The following is a 17,803-nucleotide window of genomic DNA, read 5'->3' on the forward strand; positions in this document are numbered from 1 at the left end:
ATAATCGCATGGCTCACCGATTTTCCTTTTCTAGCCCAAATCCGGCTGATCCACGAACATGACGGCGGCATCTGCCGTCCCATGAAGCTCAAATATGATGATCTCGTTCTCCCCTAGACGGAGAAGAGGCGCAGGGACATACAACGTCTGTTGCGGGCCTTTATTCCAGTAGCGCCCCAGATTGAATCCGTTTACATATGCAACTCCTTTTGTCCAGCCGTCCAGACGAAGGAAAGTATCCTTTATATCCAACACATCTTCAATATGAAGACTTCCTCGATAAAAAAATGGCTCCTCTGTTACTGTTCTTACGCTACTCTCAAGCTCAGACAGCACAGCAAAAGATAAACCCGAAAGATCGGTCATCGGCAAACAATGAATCGTCCAATCGTATAAAAACTGAAATCCATGCCGCACACCCTCCGTAATTCCCTTCGGATCTCTCAGGTACGGACCATAATTGATTCGCCCCATATTCTCAACGAGAATGAGCAACTCCGTGCCTTCCGCGGGTACTTCAAAGGATATCGTTGTCGCCGTGGGATTCCCACGTTCCAGTACTCCCTGTAAAAGGCCATCTACAAACACCATTGCCCGATCACGAACCTCCTGAACAACGAATTCCTGTCGTTCTCTTGGCCCGGATATCCGTGTCTGGTAGCTGATAAACCCATAATCCTGCCCCAGCTTCTCCATCGGCTCCGGGTTTGTACGGTGCATTGGAATAGCCAGTGCATTCAGTTGTTGAAGCAAACTAGCATGTTGCCTCATCTCGATCCTGCCGTAAGCGGCCGTCCCTATAGGTTCCGGTAAAACTAAATCTCCCGGCTCAGAGCCATGATCCTGTTTTTTAGAAAGGCTATACCGCGAGATAACCTCCCTTACTGCATGAAATTTCGCTGTGAGTTCTCCCGATTCACTAAGCAAAGAGTCATAGTCGTAACTCGTAATGGTTGGTTCGTATTGATCCTTTTGCTGACAGTTCGCTCCATTATAAAATGCAAAATTCGTACCGCCATGGAACATGTAGAAATTCACCGAGGCGCCTGCTTCTAACATTTCCTCCAGCACTTTAGCTACATCTTCTGCTTCCCGAGTGTGATGAGATTCGCCCCAGTGATCGAACCAGCCATTCCAAAACTCCATACACATAAGCGGTTCCTCTGCTTGATATTCACGCAGCTTGGCAAACGCCCACTCTGTCCCCGACCCAAAATTAACTGTTGCCAAGTGTCCTGGCACGGAACCGGCTTGCAGCATATGATCCGTTGGCCCATCCGAGGTGAACAGGAGCACATCCATGCCCCGCCTCACCATGCCATCTCGCAAATATTGCAGATAACTCGCATCGTTCCCGAAGCTGCCATATTCATTTTCAATCTGCAATGCAATAACGGGGCCGCCAGAGGTGCTCAAAAGAGGTTTTAATGTGGGTAAAAGTACATCGTAATACCGATCCACATGCGCCAGAAACGCCGAATCATTGCAACGAAGCCGCAGATGGTCATCTGCAAGCAGCCATGAAGGCAAGCCGCCAAATTCCCACTCCGCACAGATGTATGGACTTGGACGAATGATCACATGCAACTCCAAGCTCCCCGCAAGTCGAATAAATTGCTCCACATCCGCCATGCCTTCGAAACAATACATCCCCGGCTGTGGCTCATGCATGTTCCATGGCACGTAGGTCTCCACCGTGTTAAACCCGCAGGCCTTCAGCTTCAGCAGCCGATCTTCCCAATACTCGGGCACCACTCGAAAATAATGAATCGCACCCGACAGAATTTGAAAAGGTTCTCCATCCAGCATAAATTGAGACCCCCGAGCCGTCAGTACCGCCATCTCACACGTCCTCCCGTTCACTGTAAAATAAACTGAATCTAGATAACGTCGGGAACCATCTGGACTCCTGAATGGTTACTCGAACCCGGCGTGCAGTCACTTTTGGAAAACAGCAAATTCGCTTATACCCAACCACCGTTCCGGCATAGATATCCTGCCACCGACCATCCTCACCGCATACTTCCAGCGTGAATCGTTCGATCCGTTGCCCCGATTGGATGTGCTCCATCAGCATCACACGGTCGAAGGTCTTTTCTTCCGGCAAAATCAATTCAATCCACGCCTGCTCTGTTCCTTCGCGTGGGCACCAATAAGCTTTTGGTTTGCGCTCTCCATACGGATTTAGCACTTGTGAAGCATCATGTGCTTCGTCCATCGTCTCCGAAGCCTTCGCCTGTGCGCCTTGCGCCAAGTCTTCACTGAACGTGGTACGCAGCGCTGAACCTAACTCCCGCAGTCGCTGAACATCATTTTCATGAATCAGACCACGCTTGTCTGGGGGCAGGTTAAGCAAAAAACAGGCGTTGCCGCCCACGGCGCCATAATAAACGGAAAGCAGTTCCTCCAGCGTTTTGACCTGATCATCTTCACTCGCATGATAGAACCAGCCTGGACGAATCGAGGTATTCACCTCGGCAGGATACCACACCAGCTGATCAGCATAATCACGGATGACGCTCCGGCTCCCCAGATCACGGTCCTGTGTGTTAATTTTCCTCGCAAACGCTCCATCATCCACCTGCTGTGACTGCTCCTGAATCTTCTCATTATCCTGCATATGCGCCGGCACAACGCTCCATTCCGATTCCCGCGTATGTCCCGCCTCGTTGCCACACCAGCGCACATCTGGGCCACAGACCGAAATAACCGCTTCTGGCTGAAGCTCACGAATGAGCGCATAATAGGCGGACCAGTCATAGATCTGCCTTTTCCCATTGGGCCCTTCGCCACAAGCTCCATCAAACCATACACAGAAGATGTCACCGTAGTTCGTCAGCAGTTCGCGCAGTTGATGAAGAAAAAAGGCGTTATACCGCTCCGAATCTCCATAACATGCTTCATGGCGATCCCAGGGTGAGAGATACACCCCAAATTTCAACCCGGCGTCACGACAGGTATCCGCAACTTCTCGAACCAGATCACCAGAGCCATTCCGCCATGGACTTGCTGCGACTGTATGATCTGTATAACGGCTGGGCCATAGACAGAATCCGTCATGGTGCTTGCATGTCAAAATAAACCCTTTCATGCCTGCATCTTTACATGCCTCCACCCATTGCCCTGCATGTAGTTCAGTAGGGTTAAAGATTGCCGGGTCTTCCTCACCCGTCCCCCACTCCCGATCTGTAAATGTGTTCACGGTAAAATGGATAAAAGCATAAAACTCCATCTCCTGCCATCTCATTTGGTGCTCGGATGGGCTGACCTGTGCCGCTGTTTTAATCCAATCTGCTGATTCTGGTGAAAGCTTTGAATTCATGGCCCACACTCCCTTATATGAAAAGTGCACTATGCTTTTGTTGCTTTTTGTTCTATATAAGTTGAACTATTCTTTTACACCAACTGATATAGCTATCCATCCGCTTCTTTAACTACCGCTATGTTGGCTGTTTCTAACAGCACCCACACAATGGCTACCATTACTGCAACTCTTGTACTGAACGAATCAACATTGCTTTGGCCTGAGCGACAAGCTGAGCATCTACAGGATGATCAAAACTCCCTCTGTGCCGCACACCCGATCCCATATGAATTTCGGTAATCCCCGTTCGGCTCACGATGGTTGGAATCCCTTCAATCGTGATACCCGAACCCGCCATAATCGATATATTCAACGTCTGTCCTATCTCCTGCAACTGCTGTAGTTCGAGCAAACCCTCAGGTGCTGTAAGTTTCCCTCCCGATGTAAGTACACGCTCAACGACACTCTCCTCGCTCTTGCTCTCACACTCACACTTGTCCTTGCTGTTACTCTTGCTACTGCTCCTGTTCTTACTTTCACTAACACTCTCACTCTTGTTCTTCATCTCCCTCTCATATTCATACCTGCCCTTGCCCTCGTTCCCTCCATTGACGCTACCAATGCTCTCCAGTGCTCTCACCACATGTGCACTCGAATCGATGGCGCGATGAAACGTAACTCCCATCCCCTGAGCGCTTAACAGACAAGTTTGTAAAAAGGAGCGATCTACTTCTCCCTCATTGGTGAGAACTCCAATCACGATGCCTGCGGCACCAAGCTCCCTCGCCACACGTATGTCTTGGATTATCGCATGAAGATCATCAACGCTATAGCAGAACGAGCGGCTATGGGGTCTTATCATGACATACACTGGAATCGACACCTTGGATACAACCTGTTCAATCTGCCCATAACTGGGCGTAAGACCACCTTCGCTCATAGCCGATACCAGCTCGATCCGATCGGCTCCCCCCTGCTCAGCCGCTTGGGCATCTGCTGCGTCTACCGCAATGACTTCCAAAGTCGGTTGTCTCTTAATGACGTGCCTATTCATAGGAACACCTCCTCACAAGTAACCACGACAGAAAGGACCGATTAAACGCCTGATCAGCGTTTCTGCGGTCCTTGCTTTATTCCGATGTGTGAACGTTCAGTTTCCAGAACGCAACTCGGTCTCTTTTCCACGTATACGAGATGTACAGGTTCTGCTCCTGAGATACGATGGCAGGATAAGAATACTCGCCCGGCTCATCTTCAAGCACCCATTCATTTCCCCAGCTCGCACCATTGTCATTCGAAAAAGCAACCACCAGTGGTGTCCGGGGACTCTCTGTCGCATATCCGCTCACGGGATTGTAAACAAGCGCAAGCAAGCCACTCTCTAGGCGTGTGACATCGATTCCGCTATTGTTGTTTGGCAGTTCTGTCGGGTAAGCTTCACACCATGTCCTGCCGCCATCCACCGAGTCGCTACGAAAAATCTTCCCCTCCGTACTGCGAAGCAGCATATGTACATCATTAGCACTTGAAGTCCATAGAGTAGGCTGAATCAGCCCTTTCGCAATCCAATGATCCGCCCCCACATAAACAGACAGGTTCATCGGCACAGGTTTACTTTTCGTCCATGTCATGCCTTCATCGGTTGAAATATCAACAAAAGCTTCCCACACCTGCTTGCCCGGATTCTCCGTGTCCATTCGCTCAATAGAAGCTGGAGCCAAAATCGTTCCGTCCGCTAGTCGTACAGGTTTATTGCGCACCGGACCACGGCCCCCCACATCACCGGGAACCAACTCACGAGCAGCCGTCCACGTCTGCCCGCCATCCTCCGAGCGCATGATGCGCGTATGCCAGTCTGTAATTTCGTGTCCCACCTTGTAAAAGAGGACAAGTGAGCACCCATGTGCATACAGCACCGGGTTCCAATGGGCAATACCTTCTTCATCCGCTACTTTGCGCGGCGCTGACCACAAGCCATCTTGCTCCTGAACAGCCATCCAAATGGCAGTGTCGCTGGATTTTTCATACGAGCCTGCGAACCAAGCCGCAATAACTAAACCAGTTGGCAAAACAGCAAGCGTAGATGCATGACTGCTCTGAAAATGCTGCCCAGCTTGAAAAACGTATTGTTTGCCGGCCTTAATCGTCATGAGTGAGCCTCCTCCCTTATCATTTCTACAGTTCATTTGTTATTTTTGTTATTTAATTTGTTATTAAATTATACATTCAGTCTAAAACGTTAGGTATTGAACGTCAATACTCGTATATGAGGCTTCCTCTTTTAAATTTGGTTGCTGCAATGGGGATTCTTTGGATTCCGCTCGGGCTTGCGTTCCTAAAAGGGACTTTTTCATTTTGATGCATGCTTGAAGAGCGGAGTCATAACAATCGGTTAAGACGGGTTCTCGTACTTAGGATATGAAATTCGTTGCTATGATGTATTATCTTTAGAGGCAATTAATCGATCTTTTCGAACTTTTAAACAAAATATTGGATAAAAAGGAAACTATTTTCCTTTTTTCGCGTCTATATATGTAGGGTTAATCCTAAAACCTGTTATAAGGAGCGTGAATGTTATTGATGTTTAAGAAGACTCTATTGATTGCAACCACGTATGTATGCCCTAAACTTCAACTTAATGAGCAACTTGTCAGGCTAAGACCCACATAAGGTCAGGAGGAAGAAATCAGATTCAGGCTAGCAGTATTTCTTTCGATTATGACATTCCTGGTTACACCGAAAAATGAGAAAGCACCCCCGTTGAACTTGCATATATGATCGAGCTGGTATCTAAGCATTTGCTTACAGACGATATCGATCTTGAAAAGGAAATACTACTATGAATTTTTATAAAATAGGAGGTTTTATTATGTCCAAGGCTAAAAAAGTCTTTTTGCCATTATTATTGATTTTGTCTATTTTCAGTTTAAGTTTATCTCCAAATTTGAGTATTACAGCAAAAGCGGATAACAGCCAAAATATTAGTGTAGTTATAGGTAATGAAGCCAAGGAATTGATCAATGCAACACTATCTGGAGTGGAAAAAGGTGAGATAAGGAATGTTGCCCCTGTGTCTGCTTTTGATTTGGAAAAATCAAGTGTGTACACGGTTGGCGGTGGGGTTACGGTTGTCACAGTTCCTGTACATGGGGAGTATAGCCTTCCTAGTAACGTAACAGTTTTCTTCAATGAGGACGATACCGTATTACAGACAAATGAAATGTTGGTGACCAAGAATGAGGCAGGAAACTTCCGAGTTGAGACGTATCTGAATGGATCCGTTGTTAAATCTGTGGACACTGACAGACCTTATATCACAGATGAAGAAATGCTTGCAGAAGAACCGGTTAACTCTGGAATTCAACCGAATGGTTTTGGCGCAGTGGCAGGTTGTCTTGGGGCAGTGCTTGGTATTGGTGGTACGGCAGCTTATATTATTGCGGTGGCGTGCGGCAGTTCGTGTGCAGTACCGACACCAGTGACTGCTCCGATATGTGCTGCATGTATTGGTGCATATGCAGTTATTGGTGCTGGTGGTATCGCTGGAGCAGTAGCTTGTTTCAATTACCTGTGAGGTGATTTGATGAACAAAATTTTAGCATTTTCAATTTTGGGAATGGGTTTAACTGGTGCCGTTTTAATCTTCTCTGTTGCTCTATGGTTTAATCCACCGATAGGAAATGTGTTGAAGATGGTTACTGCTGCTTCAACATTATCTTTTATTATATTTGCTGTCTCGGCTTTGGTATTTCGTCGGCGGTTAGATCATGAGAAAAGAACTTAATATAATCACACTACTTTCTCCATCCAAGACAAATGGTTTTCAAGAATAATGTCATAAGTTTAGTTCACACGCAGAACTAACATAAAAATGAAATCTGAATCGTGAAGCGGCATAGGAAATATCTTGTGCCGTTTTTTTTGTGTATAAAGAGATTCTCACATATGACGCAAAAAAGACGAGGCAAAAGAATCTCTGCATCGTCTTTGTATCATATCTACCGTATTGGTGACCTGTTCCAGTCCTCCATGTTCCTCACCCTTAAATAAAATAAAGGGCTTTCAAAATTACTTATTTTATATCTACTTAACTCATCGCATATCGTACCTATCTACTTGTTACGCCGGGCTTTTGTCATACGGTTGAACATAATCAAAGCCACAATAATCATGGCAAGCATCGCAATATTGCTGGACACCTCTTGCGACAAGCCAAACAACATACATACGTTGGTCACCAGTCCTCGTACGATCAATGCAACAACAATCAGCAAAATCGGACTTAAGTAATTGTATCTTTTCATCGTTTGCCACACCCCTGACCCCATTATTCTGTTTGACCACGATCCCGTAACTCGATCATAACAGTCTGCTCCTCCGGTGACAACAAAAGGACACTGCACGCAGTGTCCTTTGTTATTATCCCAGTAATGGTTCTAGCACCACACTATTACACTCCTACTTAGAAAGAGGCCCGAATGCATGCATGTGCCAATCCATTTACATGTCACCTTTTATATCGCAAGCATACCGTTAAAACCTAACCTACACTTGCTTGAATTCGATCCAATCGATCTGCAGTCCTGGTTTGGTAAAGTCGAGCTTGAGTTCATACAGCCCTGCTTCCAGCTGCACTTTCACCAGCTTTTGTCTGATCCATTTGCCTTCAGTACCGTTCGTTTGAATCGTCGTAGCAAGCTGACCATTCAGCAGTACATTACATGCACTTTGCGCCAGTTCAGGCTCAGGTGACATAATCTGCACGATAATCCGGTACTGGCCTGCTTCATCCACTTTCATATATACAGGCTCAGTTACCGCAGGTTTTATCTGTGCATTCTCAGCCAGCGACTGGGCGTTTGCCGCAGTCAGAGACGCGTTCGCCTGGAACGAAGCCACGTTCTCTACAATCTCATGTTTGCGTGAGGATACCGGCGCGTTCATGATGAATTTGCAGATATTGATCGCGGAGCGCTGTAGCTCGCCGCGGGTCAAAGTTCCATTTTCGAGCGATTCCATTGTATTATCGTCCCAGCCGTTGATCTCTGCGCCATAGTTTGGCACAACCATGTACAGGTCGTTCTGAGCGCGAACCATCCAGTTCGTGAACTTGCGATCGGCTTCTCCGCCTTCTACCACATCGTTCATAATGGCCCACCAGTCGGTCATCACAATGCCGTCGAAGTTCCACTCTCCACGCAGAATCGTTGTGTTCAGATCGTAGTTGGATGCAGCCCAGTGTCCGTTAATCGGATTGTAAGAGGTCATGATGGAGTTCGCTCCACCCTCTTTCACCGCAATCTCGAACCCTTTCAGATAAATTTCGCGTAGCGCACGTTCGGATACAACAGCATCGACTTTGCTACGGTGTTTCTCCTGGTTGTTGCAGGCAAAGTGTTTCAGTGTGGCGTTAGATCCGCCCTTCATAATACCTTTCGTACAAGCAACGGCAAATACACCCGAGATCAGCGGATCTTCCGAGAAGTACTCGAAGTTACGACCATTCAGCGGACTGCGGCGGATATTGAGTCCAGGTCCGAGTAAGGTGTCCACCTGATTGCGAAGTAGCTCTTGTCCTTCCATCACATACAGTTCTTCTACCAAGTCTGCATTCCACGTTGCCGCTAGCAGCGTTCCGATAGATACTTGTGTTGCTTTTTCCCCACTATCCATACGGATACCGGACGGGCCATCTGCCGTACAGGCAACAGGAATGCCATAGTTAAATAGGCTGTCACTCACACCACCGAAAGCCGATGCCGTTCCCGAAGTAACCAGCGGACTGCTCATGCCTTCACCGCGTACAATTGCTGCCAAATCCTGATCGCTCAGTTGAGCTACAAAGGCCTCCAGACTCACTTTACCCGCCTTCACGTCACTCAGCTTGTAACCCTGATTTCCCGTCTGCTCCAACGTTTGCGGCAAGTTCTGCTTGATGCGATCCGCGATAGACACTTTGCGCTTTGGAACATCTACATAAGTCAACTCGTATGATCCATCTGCCTTGCGAATGCCCGGTTTCAACCGTGTAAAATCTTCCGTTGGCGCCATCGCTTCCTGCAATTGCTCCACCAGTTGAACCGTGTCCACAACGTAGCCATCTTGGCCGTCGACGCCAACATGCTCTACCTGCTTCACACTCGTACCCACATGTAGACGGTACGTTCCAGCTTCAAGCACGTATGCGGAAGCATATCCCGTTACACCCGCATCATCATACGAAGCCATGTGATTTACCGGGAAACGGATCGTTAACAGCTCGGAATCGCCGGGCTGCAATAGTCCTGTTTTGCCAAAAGCGGCAAGTGCTTTCACCGGTTGTCCCAGTTCCCCTTGCGGTGCTTCATAATACACCTGAACGACCTCTTTACCTGCATAGGTTGTACCGGAGTTGGTCACGTTCACACGAACCTCGATCGATGTCTCACCGTTCTCGGTCACCGTGCGAGCTTCCTCGATTTGTGTGGCAAAAGTGGTGTAAGACAAGCCATAACCGAACTCAAATTGTACTTTTTCAGGTCGAAACGTTTCGAAAAAACGATACCCCACATAAATATCTTCCTGATACAGGTTCTTGAACTCATTTCCGTAGTTGCTTGTGGATGGGTAATCTTCAATAGAGTAGGCAATCGTATCCGTCAGTTTACCGCTTGGTGTCACGTCTCCAGCCAATACGTCCGCGATCGCGTTACCGCCTTCCATGCCCCCGTGCCAGGAGTAGATCACACCTTGAACCGGATGTAGAACCGTTTCGTTCAGCCAGCTCATATCCATAATATTGGAGACATTAAGTACTACAATTGTATGTTCAAAATGGTTCGTCACATGCTTCAGCATCGCCTTCTCATCGTCTGTCAGACGATAACTTCCGGGTGCATCTGCATTATCCTGATCTTCCCCTGCGGTACGCCCAATGACCACAATGGCTTTACTCGATTTACTTCTAGCTTGTGCGACCAGCTCGTCTGTAAGCGGCATTTCCTTCTGATTCCACGGCTCGGCCGCCCATACTTTGCCGCCATCGTCAAACGGATTTTCCTCGATCCATTTCTCATAAACCGCTGCCAGTTCCTCGTTGACTGTAATGTTCTTTTTGCTGCGCAGTCCGTCCAGCAGGTTCGTTGTATACGCTACATGTACACTACCCCCTGAACCTGTGCCGCTGCGATAATAATTCACTTGAATCCGGCCAAAAATTGAAACGTTTTCGGAATGGCCAAGTGGAAGCACCTGTCCTTCATTTTTAAGCAAAACGGCTCCTTCGGCAGCCACTGTACGGCTGAACTCTGCAAACCCTTCCAATGGAACACCAATTAGATTTGTACTCAAATGATTTCCCTCCTGAAATGTTATCTCCATATCTGTGTGAAACGGCTATTTATAAACAAGATTAGATCGTACTCCAATTCTCTGCGATGGAAAAAATAATCTAAAAATTACTCTTGCCCAAGCTAAGCTCATTTAAAAAATAGAACGAACTTCATGGATATGGCAGATTTACTTGTACCTAGTCCCATCTTAACAGATTGCGTACATGAAAATATATGAGAAATATTTATGTTCTTATAGCAAAAATGAAAGCCACGAACAAAGTCGTCCGTGGCTCTCGCTTCTTTTTTATATAAACGTAGATCATGTCGTCAGCTTCGCATATACCAAAAAGAACAACATATCCTCACCCATGATGACATATCCGGGAACGCGGTAGATTAGATCCACCACCACAAAGGCCACTAACAGCCCCACCATGACCACCATATGAGTCGGACGGAGACGGAGATGCGGATGTCTGTAGCGATGAAACACAAGGGTTGTCGACAGGAAATACAACAACACCGAGCCAAATACAAACGCAAGCATAAACTCATAACTCAGCAGGTTCTGGTACAGCAGTTGGATCGATGCAGCGATCATACTCAGGGAGATGTAGATAAATAGATGCCCGTAGATAATTGCCTGCCCGGCGGTTTGCATCTCTTTGCTCACTTTTTTCTCCACGTTATCGAAGTACTGCCACCACATGGCGATGACAAACAGGGACGTAAAAACAGCAAACAAGATCGATTTCCAATCCCAGTGGTCGGCCGACAATACCGCGATAATGCTGACAACGGATTCACCTAGCAGAATGAGCGTAAAGAGAGCAAAACGTTCCAGCAGATGATGGGTCTGCACAGGCACCTTCACCAGATTTTTACGACCAAGCAGCGGTAAAATAATATCCACGGCAATTCCGGCATACAAAATCACATACCGCACCCAAGAATCAAAGAACAGCGAACCCGATGAGATCACGATGCCAATGATAAACGAGAGGCCCAGGAAACGGGCGGCCTGCTGCTGATGCTCGCTTTTCGATTTGTGGATCGTCAGGTACTGAATCGCGGTAAATGCTCTGGAACCAATGTAACCTACGAAGAAAGACAGATAGTGTTCGTCAAAATGAGTCGAAAGACTCGCCGTCATAATGAGTACGGACAGCAGTTGAAGGATGAGGAAAATCCGATGGCTCAGAATATCCTGACCATAACGGTTGATGAATAAGGTCTGGCCTACCCACGCCCACCATACCGGGATGAAGATTAACACAAACTTTAATAAATATTCCCATGTAATGACGCCATGCTCGGCATGTAACAAGACATGGCCTGCTTTGGAGACTGCCGCGACAAAAAGTAAATCATAGAACAGCTCCAGCCAGGTGACCTTTTTCTCCATCATCCCTCAATGCTCCTTTATCTCTCTAAGTCACTCTGTCACAGCTGTGACAGGCGTAAGTGTTCTGACTTGAATCGGCTGCAGATTATCCTCGATCTGAGTCCGGTATTGTTCAAACCACTCTGGCAACATCAGTTTCTGTCCAAGCGCTTCGGCGGGTTCGTCTTTGGCAAAGCCTGGAGGATCGGTCGCAATCTCAAACAGGATGCCGCCAGCTTCTCTGAAGTAAATCGCGTTAAAATACTGACGATCCCGTACCGGAGTCGGCTGGTAGCCATACTCGCGCACGGCTTCGCTCCACTGCGCGTGCTGTGCATCATCGACTGCACGCCATGCGATATGGTGCACCGTTCCTGCGCCGCCCATACCAAGTGGCACGCGGGTAACAGGCACATCCACGATATTGCCAATGTCACCGATGGAACGGAAGCGGGCATATTCTTCATTTTCGCCCACTTTCACAAATCCGAGAATACGCTCAAGTGCATCCATCGTACGCTGCGGATTCACACTGAACAGTACGGCTCCACCGAACCCTTTGATTGCATGTTCAGCAGGAATACCTTCCTGCACCCAAGTATTTGCCGCTCCTTCTTCCCGCTCAACAAGCTCCAGACGCAAGCCTTCGCTATCTTCGAATTGCAGCAATTCCTCATCAAAGCGGTTAGTGCGAGTTAATTCGATATTAAAACTTTCCAGACGATTTTGCCAGAAGTCCATAGAACCCGGTGGAATGACATATGAAGTGATGCCTACCTGACCGCCGCCAATCTGGCCTCGTGGTGAACCAGCCGCCGGGAAGAAGGTAATAATGGTTCCTGGACTGCCGTGCTCATCTCCGAAGTACAGATGGTATACATCCGGTGCATCGAAGTTTACTGTTTTTTTCACTAGACGAAGTCCCAGAACTCCGGCGTAAAAATCAACGTTAGCCTGCGGATCTCCAGCAAAAGCGGTAATGTGGTGGATGCCTGTCGTTTGAATATTCATGATTATTTCCTCCTTGGTTTGTATGCTTATTTATAGTGGAATCATACTATCTTTAAATTAAGATATATGGTCTGTGCTACTAGTGCCGGATTGAGACTAACATCCGCACGAGTAGCACAGTTTATCGTGAACTCCCTAATCAGGGAACGTTTAGTGCCCCTCTGCTTCTGCAACAAAATCTATGGATTCTGTCTGGAAGCCTGTTCTTGTTTCAATTTATCTGGAGTCACGTCATCGCCGTTTGGATCGTAGATGGTGGCATTCAGCAAAATGTCGTTGACTGAACCACGGAAAGTCTGCAAATATTCCTGGCGAAGGCGAGTCTGTTCAGCCTGTTCCATCTCCGTCAACCCACCTGCTTTGGCTTTTCTCGCGAGTTCATTAATTCGCGTCAATGTTGGAATCATCATCTGGATCTCTCCTCCTGTTCAATCATTTGAAGATATTTATTTGAGTATATTCTTGTGTTAATCTTGCTGTCACTTTCATTCAAATTAAATATCTTAATATAAAGATAATTGATTTTGTTTTGGTTGTCAACACTTTGTTTTTATGAAAAATCAAGCGGGTTTGCTTCGCATTCAAACGTATCGCTCCTATATAATTAAAATCAATAAAAGGTTAGCCCTACGGATATGATCTCCTGTAGAACTAACCTTTTATTCGAAGTTATGCTTAGCATACAGTTAGATAAGCTTAAATTGAAGTTGAACCTCAGGTATCCCGTTACTTCGGGAATCCGGATTTAGCAAGCGATCAGGCCAGCTTTTGTCCGCAGTTCGGACAGAAGTTGGCTCCTTCATTTTTGGCACCACAGTTCGGACAGAAGTTTGGCTTTTTGCCATCCTCACCAGAAGACGAAGGCGCACCCGCATTATTATTCTGCTGTTGACTTTGATTCTGGTTGCTTTGGTTATTCCCTTGGTTATTTGAATTTTGATGATTGGAGTTCTGATTGTTCTGGTTCATGTTTTTCAGCATTTCATTCGCCATGTTCATACCCATCATCATACCTGCCATATCGGAAGCTGCACCGCCGCCCTGTACTTTACCGGAAGAGATCCCGTCGGTCATACTCACCTGCTGGTACTTTTGCAGATTGCCGATCATCTCGTGGGAGGCCGTTTTGGTGATCATATCCTGAATTTCCTGCGGATAGTTAAAGCTCATCACCTGGAAGCCGGTTATGCCAATCCCGATATCCATCATCTGCATATCCAGATCCTCTTGAATACCGCGTGCAATATCCGATGCATTCGCTTGTAGATTGAACATGTCCTTGCCCTCACGGCTAATCCACTTCATCAGTAGCTGATCCAGCACAGACGTGATGCGGATTTTGACATCCTCCACCAGGTAACTCTGTTTGATGCCTGCGATTTTATCGATCAGGGTGACATGGTCACTAACCTTAAAGTTAAACGTTCCGTTCGCCCGAATCGGCATACCGCCGGGAAGCTGCGGTGTCGGAATCAGTACCGGACTTTGCGTACCCCAGCGGACGGTGAACTCCTTTGTATTTACAAACAAAACCTCAACCCGCATACCGCTGTTGAATCCGAACTTGAATCCTTTTAGCGTGGACAGAAACGGAATAATCTCCGAGTCGATATTAAACGAACCTTCGTCCTCAAAAATACCTTCCACCTTACCGTTATTCAGGAAAATCGCATCCTGTCCCGAGCGGATAATCAGCTTACTGCCCTTTTTAATCTCTCGGTTGTTCCACTTCCAGAAGATCATATCATCTCTGAATTCTTCCCATTCCACTACGTTGGAGAACTGATTTCTGAAAAATCCCATGTTCGATCCCGTCCCTTCTATAGTAACCCTATCAAGCTTCATCTACGTTGTGCCATCATTCAATAAATGTTGACGATATGTCTGGTTATTGCGGTTAGAACGATCGGCTACTACCACTGTGCGAATGTCCACCTGCGGTCGTACCTCCACCACCGCCGCCTCCGCTGTTGTTATTGTTTTTCTCAATTTTGGTCTTCGTGACCGTTGTGCGAATATATCGATCCTGACGATCAATCACATGAGAGTTATCCGAATCCTCATAAGTAGCGCGGTTCACCGTCACACGTCCGCCCGAACGATAGGTCATGACACCAACGACAATACCACCAATCGCTACAGATGCGGCAAGCTGAAACCATGTTTTGAATAAAATATTATCCGGGTTCACTCCAGGCTTGAGATCCAGATATTCGTAAGACAGGTTCAGAAACTTTTCAAAAGCGATCCGATAATTGCCTTCTGATAAATCCGAGTAAATTTTGTCTGTAATTCTAGCGGTTCGGTCGTTGTCGACGTATTCTTCACCTTTATAAAAACCCGCCACATAAACCTTCCGATTGTACATATCCAATGTCAGCATAACGGTGTTCCCATGAGGTTTATCATACCCTGGTGCTCGGTTATCGTAGAATTCCTGAGTCAGAAGCTTATCTTCCTTCTGTTCCTCGTTGTTAGTCGTGTAAATGATCAAGTCCGTCTGACGCTCCGCCGAATACTGATTCGCCAGTGCATTTAATTCATTTCGATCCTGTTCACTTAACAGGTTAGCCTCATCGTAGATGAGGTTTTTGTTCTCGGCTGCGGATGCTGATGATATCGGAAAGATCGGAGCGAGCATGGTCACTAGAAGTACAATTAGCGCTGCCATCGCAACTACGGGTCTTTTTTGGCTCACAGGAATCCGCCTCCCATCATCCACGACACCAGCTTCAGCGACAACAGTGAAACGGCGGCGACACCCGTAAACCATCCAGCCACTTTGGCTTTACTGATCGGTGGTTTGCCGACCACTTTACCCGTCTGTCCATTCATGGCAAAGGTGTACTGTTTGTGGTTGTAATCATAGTTGACCATCCATACGGGTAACAGGACATAGTCTGCATTTTTGAGCGTGGTATCGATATGTTTATTGGTGTAGCTCACGCTTGTATATCCCGATACGGTAGAGGCGATGTAAGAATCAATGTAGGATCTTGTCTTATCCTTGGCCCGTGGGAAAAGCTCATCTTCGGAATAACTGTATTTTTCCGCAATATATCCCGCCAGATACGGGGTTTTGAACAATTTCAGCTCATTGTAGGGAAAAGGCTCCAGCTTATCCATCAGCTCGTCGTTCATTTTTTCCGATGCGTCGATGGGCAGATTCACGTATTCCAACCGAATTTTACGATAAATATCAAAATGCTGCGTCTCCGTATAATGGTAGTCACCCTGCGTATAGGATCGTACCTTGGTACCCTGAGCATGGACCTCAATTCGGTTATGTAAATCATAAAGCCAGAACGGCACGTATATGCCGGTAACGCTCTGGATGCGATCAGCGGTCATGAAGCCACCGGGCGTGAGCAGACCGTTTCTGCACCATTTTTTGAACGCCTGTTTCGCTTGATCTTTGTTGATGGAAAAAGGAATCACCATCGCCGGGGCCAAATTGCCCGTCAGCCGATCACTTAGCACCACCGCCGCACCGCAGAAACTGCATGTCGTTGCACTTGTCTCCGGTTCGGTCACGATATCTGCTCCGCAGCTGTTGCAGTGATATTCCTTCACTTCCCCCTCCGTAAACACCTGCTTCTTCAAGGGATCAGGGAGCTGTTCAATGTTGTCCTGCCGCCCGCAGCTCGGACAAGATAATGCACCGGACACACTATCAAAAATCATGCCGCTGCCGCAATTCGGACATTTATACTCTAATACCGGCATCTGTTCACCTCCGTGTCTAAATCGGATGTCTTACTTCCCTAGTTTCTCCTGGATCGCTGCCAGTTCCTCGTCCGCACTTGGACTTGGATTCTCTCTATTCCTATTACCCGCATCCGCGTTCATATCCCGCTCCAGCTGTGCAATAAGTTCATCCAGATCATCTTCCTGTGTGCCTGCACGAAGCTCGGCAAGTGCTTCCGCTTCATTTAATGCCTGATTCGCTTGATCTTCCATCGCTTTAAACGCAGATTCAGCACGGCTCGCAGATGCATTTTGTTCATTCAACTGCTGCTTTGCCTTCGCATCAGCCATGCGGCCTTTCAGCTCTGCATGTCTTGCCTCCAATGTCCCCAAATCTGCAACAAGTTTGTCGTTCATGTGTTTCATCATCTGCGCTTTGGCGGAGGCCCGGTCATATGCCGCTTGTAATTCATTGCGTTTGTCAGCCAGCTTCACTTTTTTCTCCAAAAAGCTGCGTGCCTTGTCCACATCACCTGACTCCGCTGATTTCTCCGCATAACGTTGCAACTTGTTCACCTCAGCTTGGCACTCATCCAGTGCCCGCTTGGCCCGATTTTCATCCGACAGTACCGCGGCTGTCTCCGCTTTCACCTGTCCCAAGTCACTGCTCAGGCTCCGCATGTACTCGTTCACCGTTTTCTCCGGATCATCTGCCCGGTTCAGCATATGATTCACATTGGCCTTCATCACGTCTCTAAACCTCGATAAGATTCCCACCATTTGTTCCTCCTTCGGGTATGTTCATATGAATATAATACATGAATAACACCGCATACGTTTCATTAAAATGATTCTAAGCTCTGGCTACATCTCCTCAGGCAGGCTCTCCACCGCTGTAAAAAAGACATCCAGCAGCTCCACACCATACGCAGTCCGCACGTATTCTGTAATCTCTGCCACATCCTCTTGCCGCTGATACTCCAGGCACGGACGGCCTTCGCTCCACAGCACTCTGCAAGGGAATCGCTCCACCACACACTGGATAATATGGTCTGGATCAGCGGCTTTATGTATATTGGGCATATGTCTCGACTCCTTTATATA

The 17,803-nt window shown here is 47.3% G+C and carries 16 protein-coding genes; 2 read left to right on the forward strand and 14 right to left on the reverse strand.

Annotated elements, in window-relative coordinates:
- Positions 1-30 precede the first annotated feature (30 nt).
- The 4 genes from J2T16_RS24410 to J2T16_RS24425 form a co-directional block, all read right to left on the reverse strand.
- On the reverse strand, positions 31-1,842 hold the full coding sequence (locus J2T16_RS24410) for a glycoside hydrolase family 35 protein (protein ID WP_499019421.1): 1,812 nt from the start codon (positions 1,840-1,842) through the stop codon (positions 31-33).
- 1 nt (position 1,843) lies between these two features.
- The gene (locus tag J2T16_RS24415; protein ID WP_336121359.1) at positions 1,844-3,322 is read right to left on the reverse strand and encodes an alpha-L-fucosidase; all 1,479 of its coding nucleotides are present in this window, start codon (positions 3,320-3,322) and stop codon (positions 1,844-1,846) included.
- 160 nt (positions 3,323-3,482) lie between these two features.
- Positions 3,483-4,358 (reverse strand): copper homeostasis protein CutC, encoded by an 876-nt coding sequence (locus J2T16_RS24420; RefSeq protein WP_221790137.1) that lies wholly within the window; start codon positions 4,356-4,358, stop codon positions 3,483-3,485.
- A gap of 76 nt (positions 4,359-4,434) precedes the next feature.
- Complete coding sequence (locus J2T16_RS24425; RefSeq protein WP_221790136.1) at positions 4,435-5,454, reverse strand: sialidase family protein; 1,020 nt, start codon at positions 5,452-5,454, stop codon at positions 4,435-4,437.
- 719 nt (positions 5,455-6,173) lie between these two features.
- Here J2T16_RS24425 and J2T16_RS24430 point away from each other — a divergent pair.
- Both J2T16_RS24430 and J2T16_RS24435 read left to right on the forward strand, forming a co-directional pair.
- Positions 6,174-6,878 (forward strand): hypothetical protein, encoded by a 705-nt coding sequence (locus J2T16_RS24430; protein WP_221790135.1) that lies wholly within the window; start codon positions 6,174-6,176, stop codon positions 6,876-6,878.
- A gap of 9 nt (positions 6,879-6,887) precedes the next feature.
- Positions 6,888-7,088, forward strand: a complete 201-nt coding sequence (locus J2T16_RS24435; protein WP_221790134.1) for a hypothetical protein — start codon at positions 6,888-6,890, stop codon at positions 7,086-7,088.
- A gap of 328 nt (positions 7,089-7,416) precedes the next feature.
- On the opposite strand, the gene J2T16_RS24440 is transcribed toward J2T16_RS24435, so the two are convergent.
- The 10 genes from J2T16_RS24440 to J2T16_RS24485 all read right to left on the reverse strand — a co-directional run bounded on the left by J2T16_RS24440 (position 7,417) and on the right by J2T16_RS24485 (position 17,782).
- Positions 7,417-7,608, reverse strand: coding sequence for a hypothetical protein (locus J2T16_RS24440; protein ID WP_090924244.1), 192 nt, complete (start codon positions 7,606-7,608; stop codon positions 7,417-7,419).
- A gap of 241 nt (positions 7,609-7,849) precedes the next feature.
- A complete protein-coding gene (locus J2T16_RS24445) occupies positions 7,850-10,633 on the reverse strand; it encodes a glycoside hydrolase family 3 C-terminal domain-containing protein (protein WP_499019422.1) in 2,784 nt (927 codons plus the stop codon).
- 303 nt (positions 10,634-10,936) lie between these two features.
- Positions 10,937-12,025 (reverse strand): low temperature requirement protein A, encoded by a 1,089-nt coding sequence (locus J2T16_RS24450; protein ID WP_154891527.1) that lies wholly within the window; start codon positions 12,023-12,025, stop codon positions 10,937-10,939.
- Between the two features lie 27 nt (positions 12,026-12,052).
- Positions 12,053-13,012 (reverse strand): ring-cleaving dioxygenase, encoded by a 960-nt coding sequence (locus J2T16_RS24455; protein WP_499019423.1) that lies wholly within the window; start codon positions 13,010-13,012, stop codon positions 12,053-12,055.
- 179 nt (positions 13,013-13,191) lie between these two features.
- The gene (locus tag J2T16_RS24460) at positions 13,192-13,419 is read right to left on the reverse strand and encodes a DUF896 domain-containing protein (protein ID WP_090924289.1); all 228 of its coding nucleotides are present in this window, start codon (positions 13,417-13,419) and stop codon (positions 13,192-13,194) included.
- A gap of 349 nt (positions 13,420-13,768) precedes the next feature.
- On the reverse strand, positions 13,769-14,815 hold the full coding sequence (locus J2T16_RS24465; RefSeq protein ID WP_154891529.1) for an SPFH domain-containing protein: 1,047 nt from the start codon (positions 14,813-14,815) through the stop codon (positions 13,769-13,771).
- Between the two features lie 94 nt (positions 14,816-14,909).
- On the reverse strand, positions 14,910-15,683 hold the full coding sequence (locus J2T16_RS24470) for a TPM domain-containing protein (protein ID WP_154891589.1): 774 nt from the start codon (positions 15,681-15,683) through the stop codon (positions 14,910-14,912).
- A 23-nt stretch (positions 15,684-15,706) separates the two neighbouring features.
- Complete coding sequence (locus J2T16_RS24475) at positions 15,707-16,738, reverse strand: TFIIB-type zinc ribbon-containing protein (RefSeq protein ID WP_154891530.1); 1,032 nt, start codon at positions 16,736-16,738, stop codon at positions 15,707-15,709.
- A gap of 30 nt (positions 16,739-16,768) precedes the next feature.
- On the reverse strand, positions 16,769-17,476 hold the full coding sequence (locus J2T16_RS24480; protein WP_221790190.1) for a PspA/IM30 family protein: 708 nt from the start codon (positions 17,474-17,476) through the stop codon (positions 16,769-16,771).
- Between the two features lie 87 nt (positions 17,477-17,563).
- Entirely contained in the window at positions 17,564-17,782 is a 219-nt protein-coding gene (locus J2T16_RS24485) for a hypothetical protein (protein WP_090924252.1), read from the reverse strand.
- Positions 17,783-17,803: the final 21 nt, after the last annotated feature.

Source organism: Paenibacillus intestini, from assembly GCF_030803945.1.
Lineage (GTDB): Bacteria > Bacillota > Bacilli > Paenibacillales > Paenibacillaceae > Paenibacillus > Paenibacillus polysaccharolyticus.

Coding starts and splice junctions, on each gene's coding strand:
- J2T16_RS24460 (WP_090924289.1), bottom strand. CDS start 13,419: ATGATTCCAACATTGACGCGAATTAATGAACTCGCGAGAAAAGCCAAA.
- J2T16_RS24420 (WP_221790137.1), bottom strand. CDS start 4,358: ATGAATAGGCACGTCATTAAGAGACAACCGACTTTGGAAGTCATTGCG.
- J2T16_RS24410 (WP_499019421.1), bottom strand. CDS start 1,842: ATGGCGGTACTGACGGCTCGGGGGTCTCAATTTATGCTGGATGGAGAA.
- J2T16_RS24470 (WP_154891589.1), bottom strand. CDS start 15,683: ATGGCAGCGCTAATTGTACTTCTAGTGACCATGCTCGCTCCGATCTTT.
- J2T16_RS24475 (WP_154891530.1), bottom strand. CDS start 16,738: ATGCCGGTATTAGAGTATAAATGTCCGAATTGCGGCAGCGGCATGATT.
- J2T16_RS24415 (WP_336121359.1), bottom strand. CDS start 3,322: ATGAATTCAAAGCTTTCACCAGAATCAGCAGATTGGATTAAAACAGCG.
- J2T16_RS24465 (WP_154891529.1), bottom strand. CDS start 14,815: ATGGGATTTTTCAGAAATCAGTTCTCCAACGTAGTGGAATGGGAAGAA.
- J2T16_RS24455 (WP_499019423.1), bottom strand. CDS start 13,012: ATGAATATTCAAACGACAGGCATCCACCACATTACCGCTTTTGCTGGA.
- J2T16_RS24435 (WP_221790134.1), top strand. CDS start 6,888: ATGAACAAAATTTTAGCATTTTCAATTTTGGGAATGGGTTTAACTGGT.
- J2T16_RS24485 (WP_090924252.1), bottom strand. CDS start 17,782: ATGCCCAATATACATAAAGCCGCTGATCCAGACCATATTATCCAGTGT.
- J2T16_RS24440 (WP_090924244.1), bottom strand. CDS start 7,608: ATGAAAAGATACAATTACTTAAGTCCGATTTTGCTGATTGTTGTTGCA.
- J2T16_RS24430 (WP_221790135.1), top strand. CDS start 6,174: ATGTCCAAGGCTAAAAAAGTCTTTTTGCCATTATTATTGATTTTGTCT.
- J2T16_RS24450 (WP_154891527.1), bottom strand. CDS start 12,025: ATGATGGAGAAAAAGGTCACCTGGCTGGAGCTGTTCTATGATTTACTT.
- J2T16_RS24425 (WP_221790136.1), bottom strand. CDS start 5,454: ATGACGATTAAGGCCGGCAAACAATACGTTTTTCAAGCTGGGCAGCAT.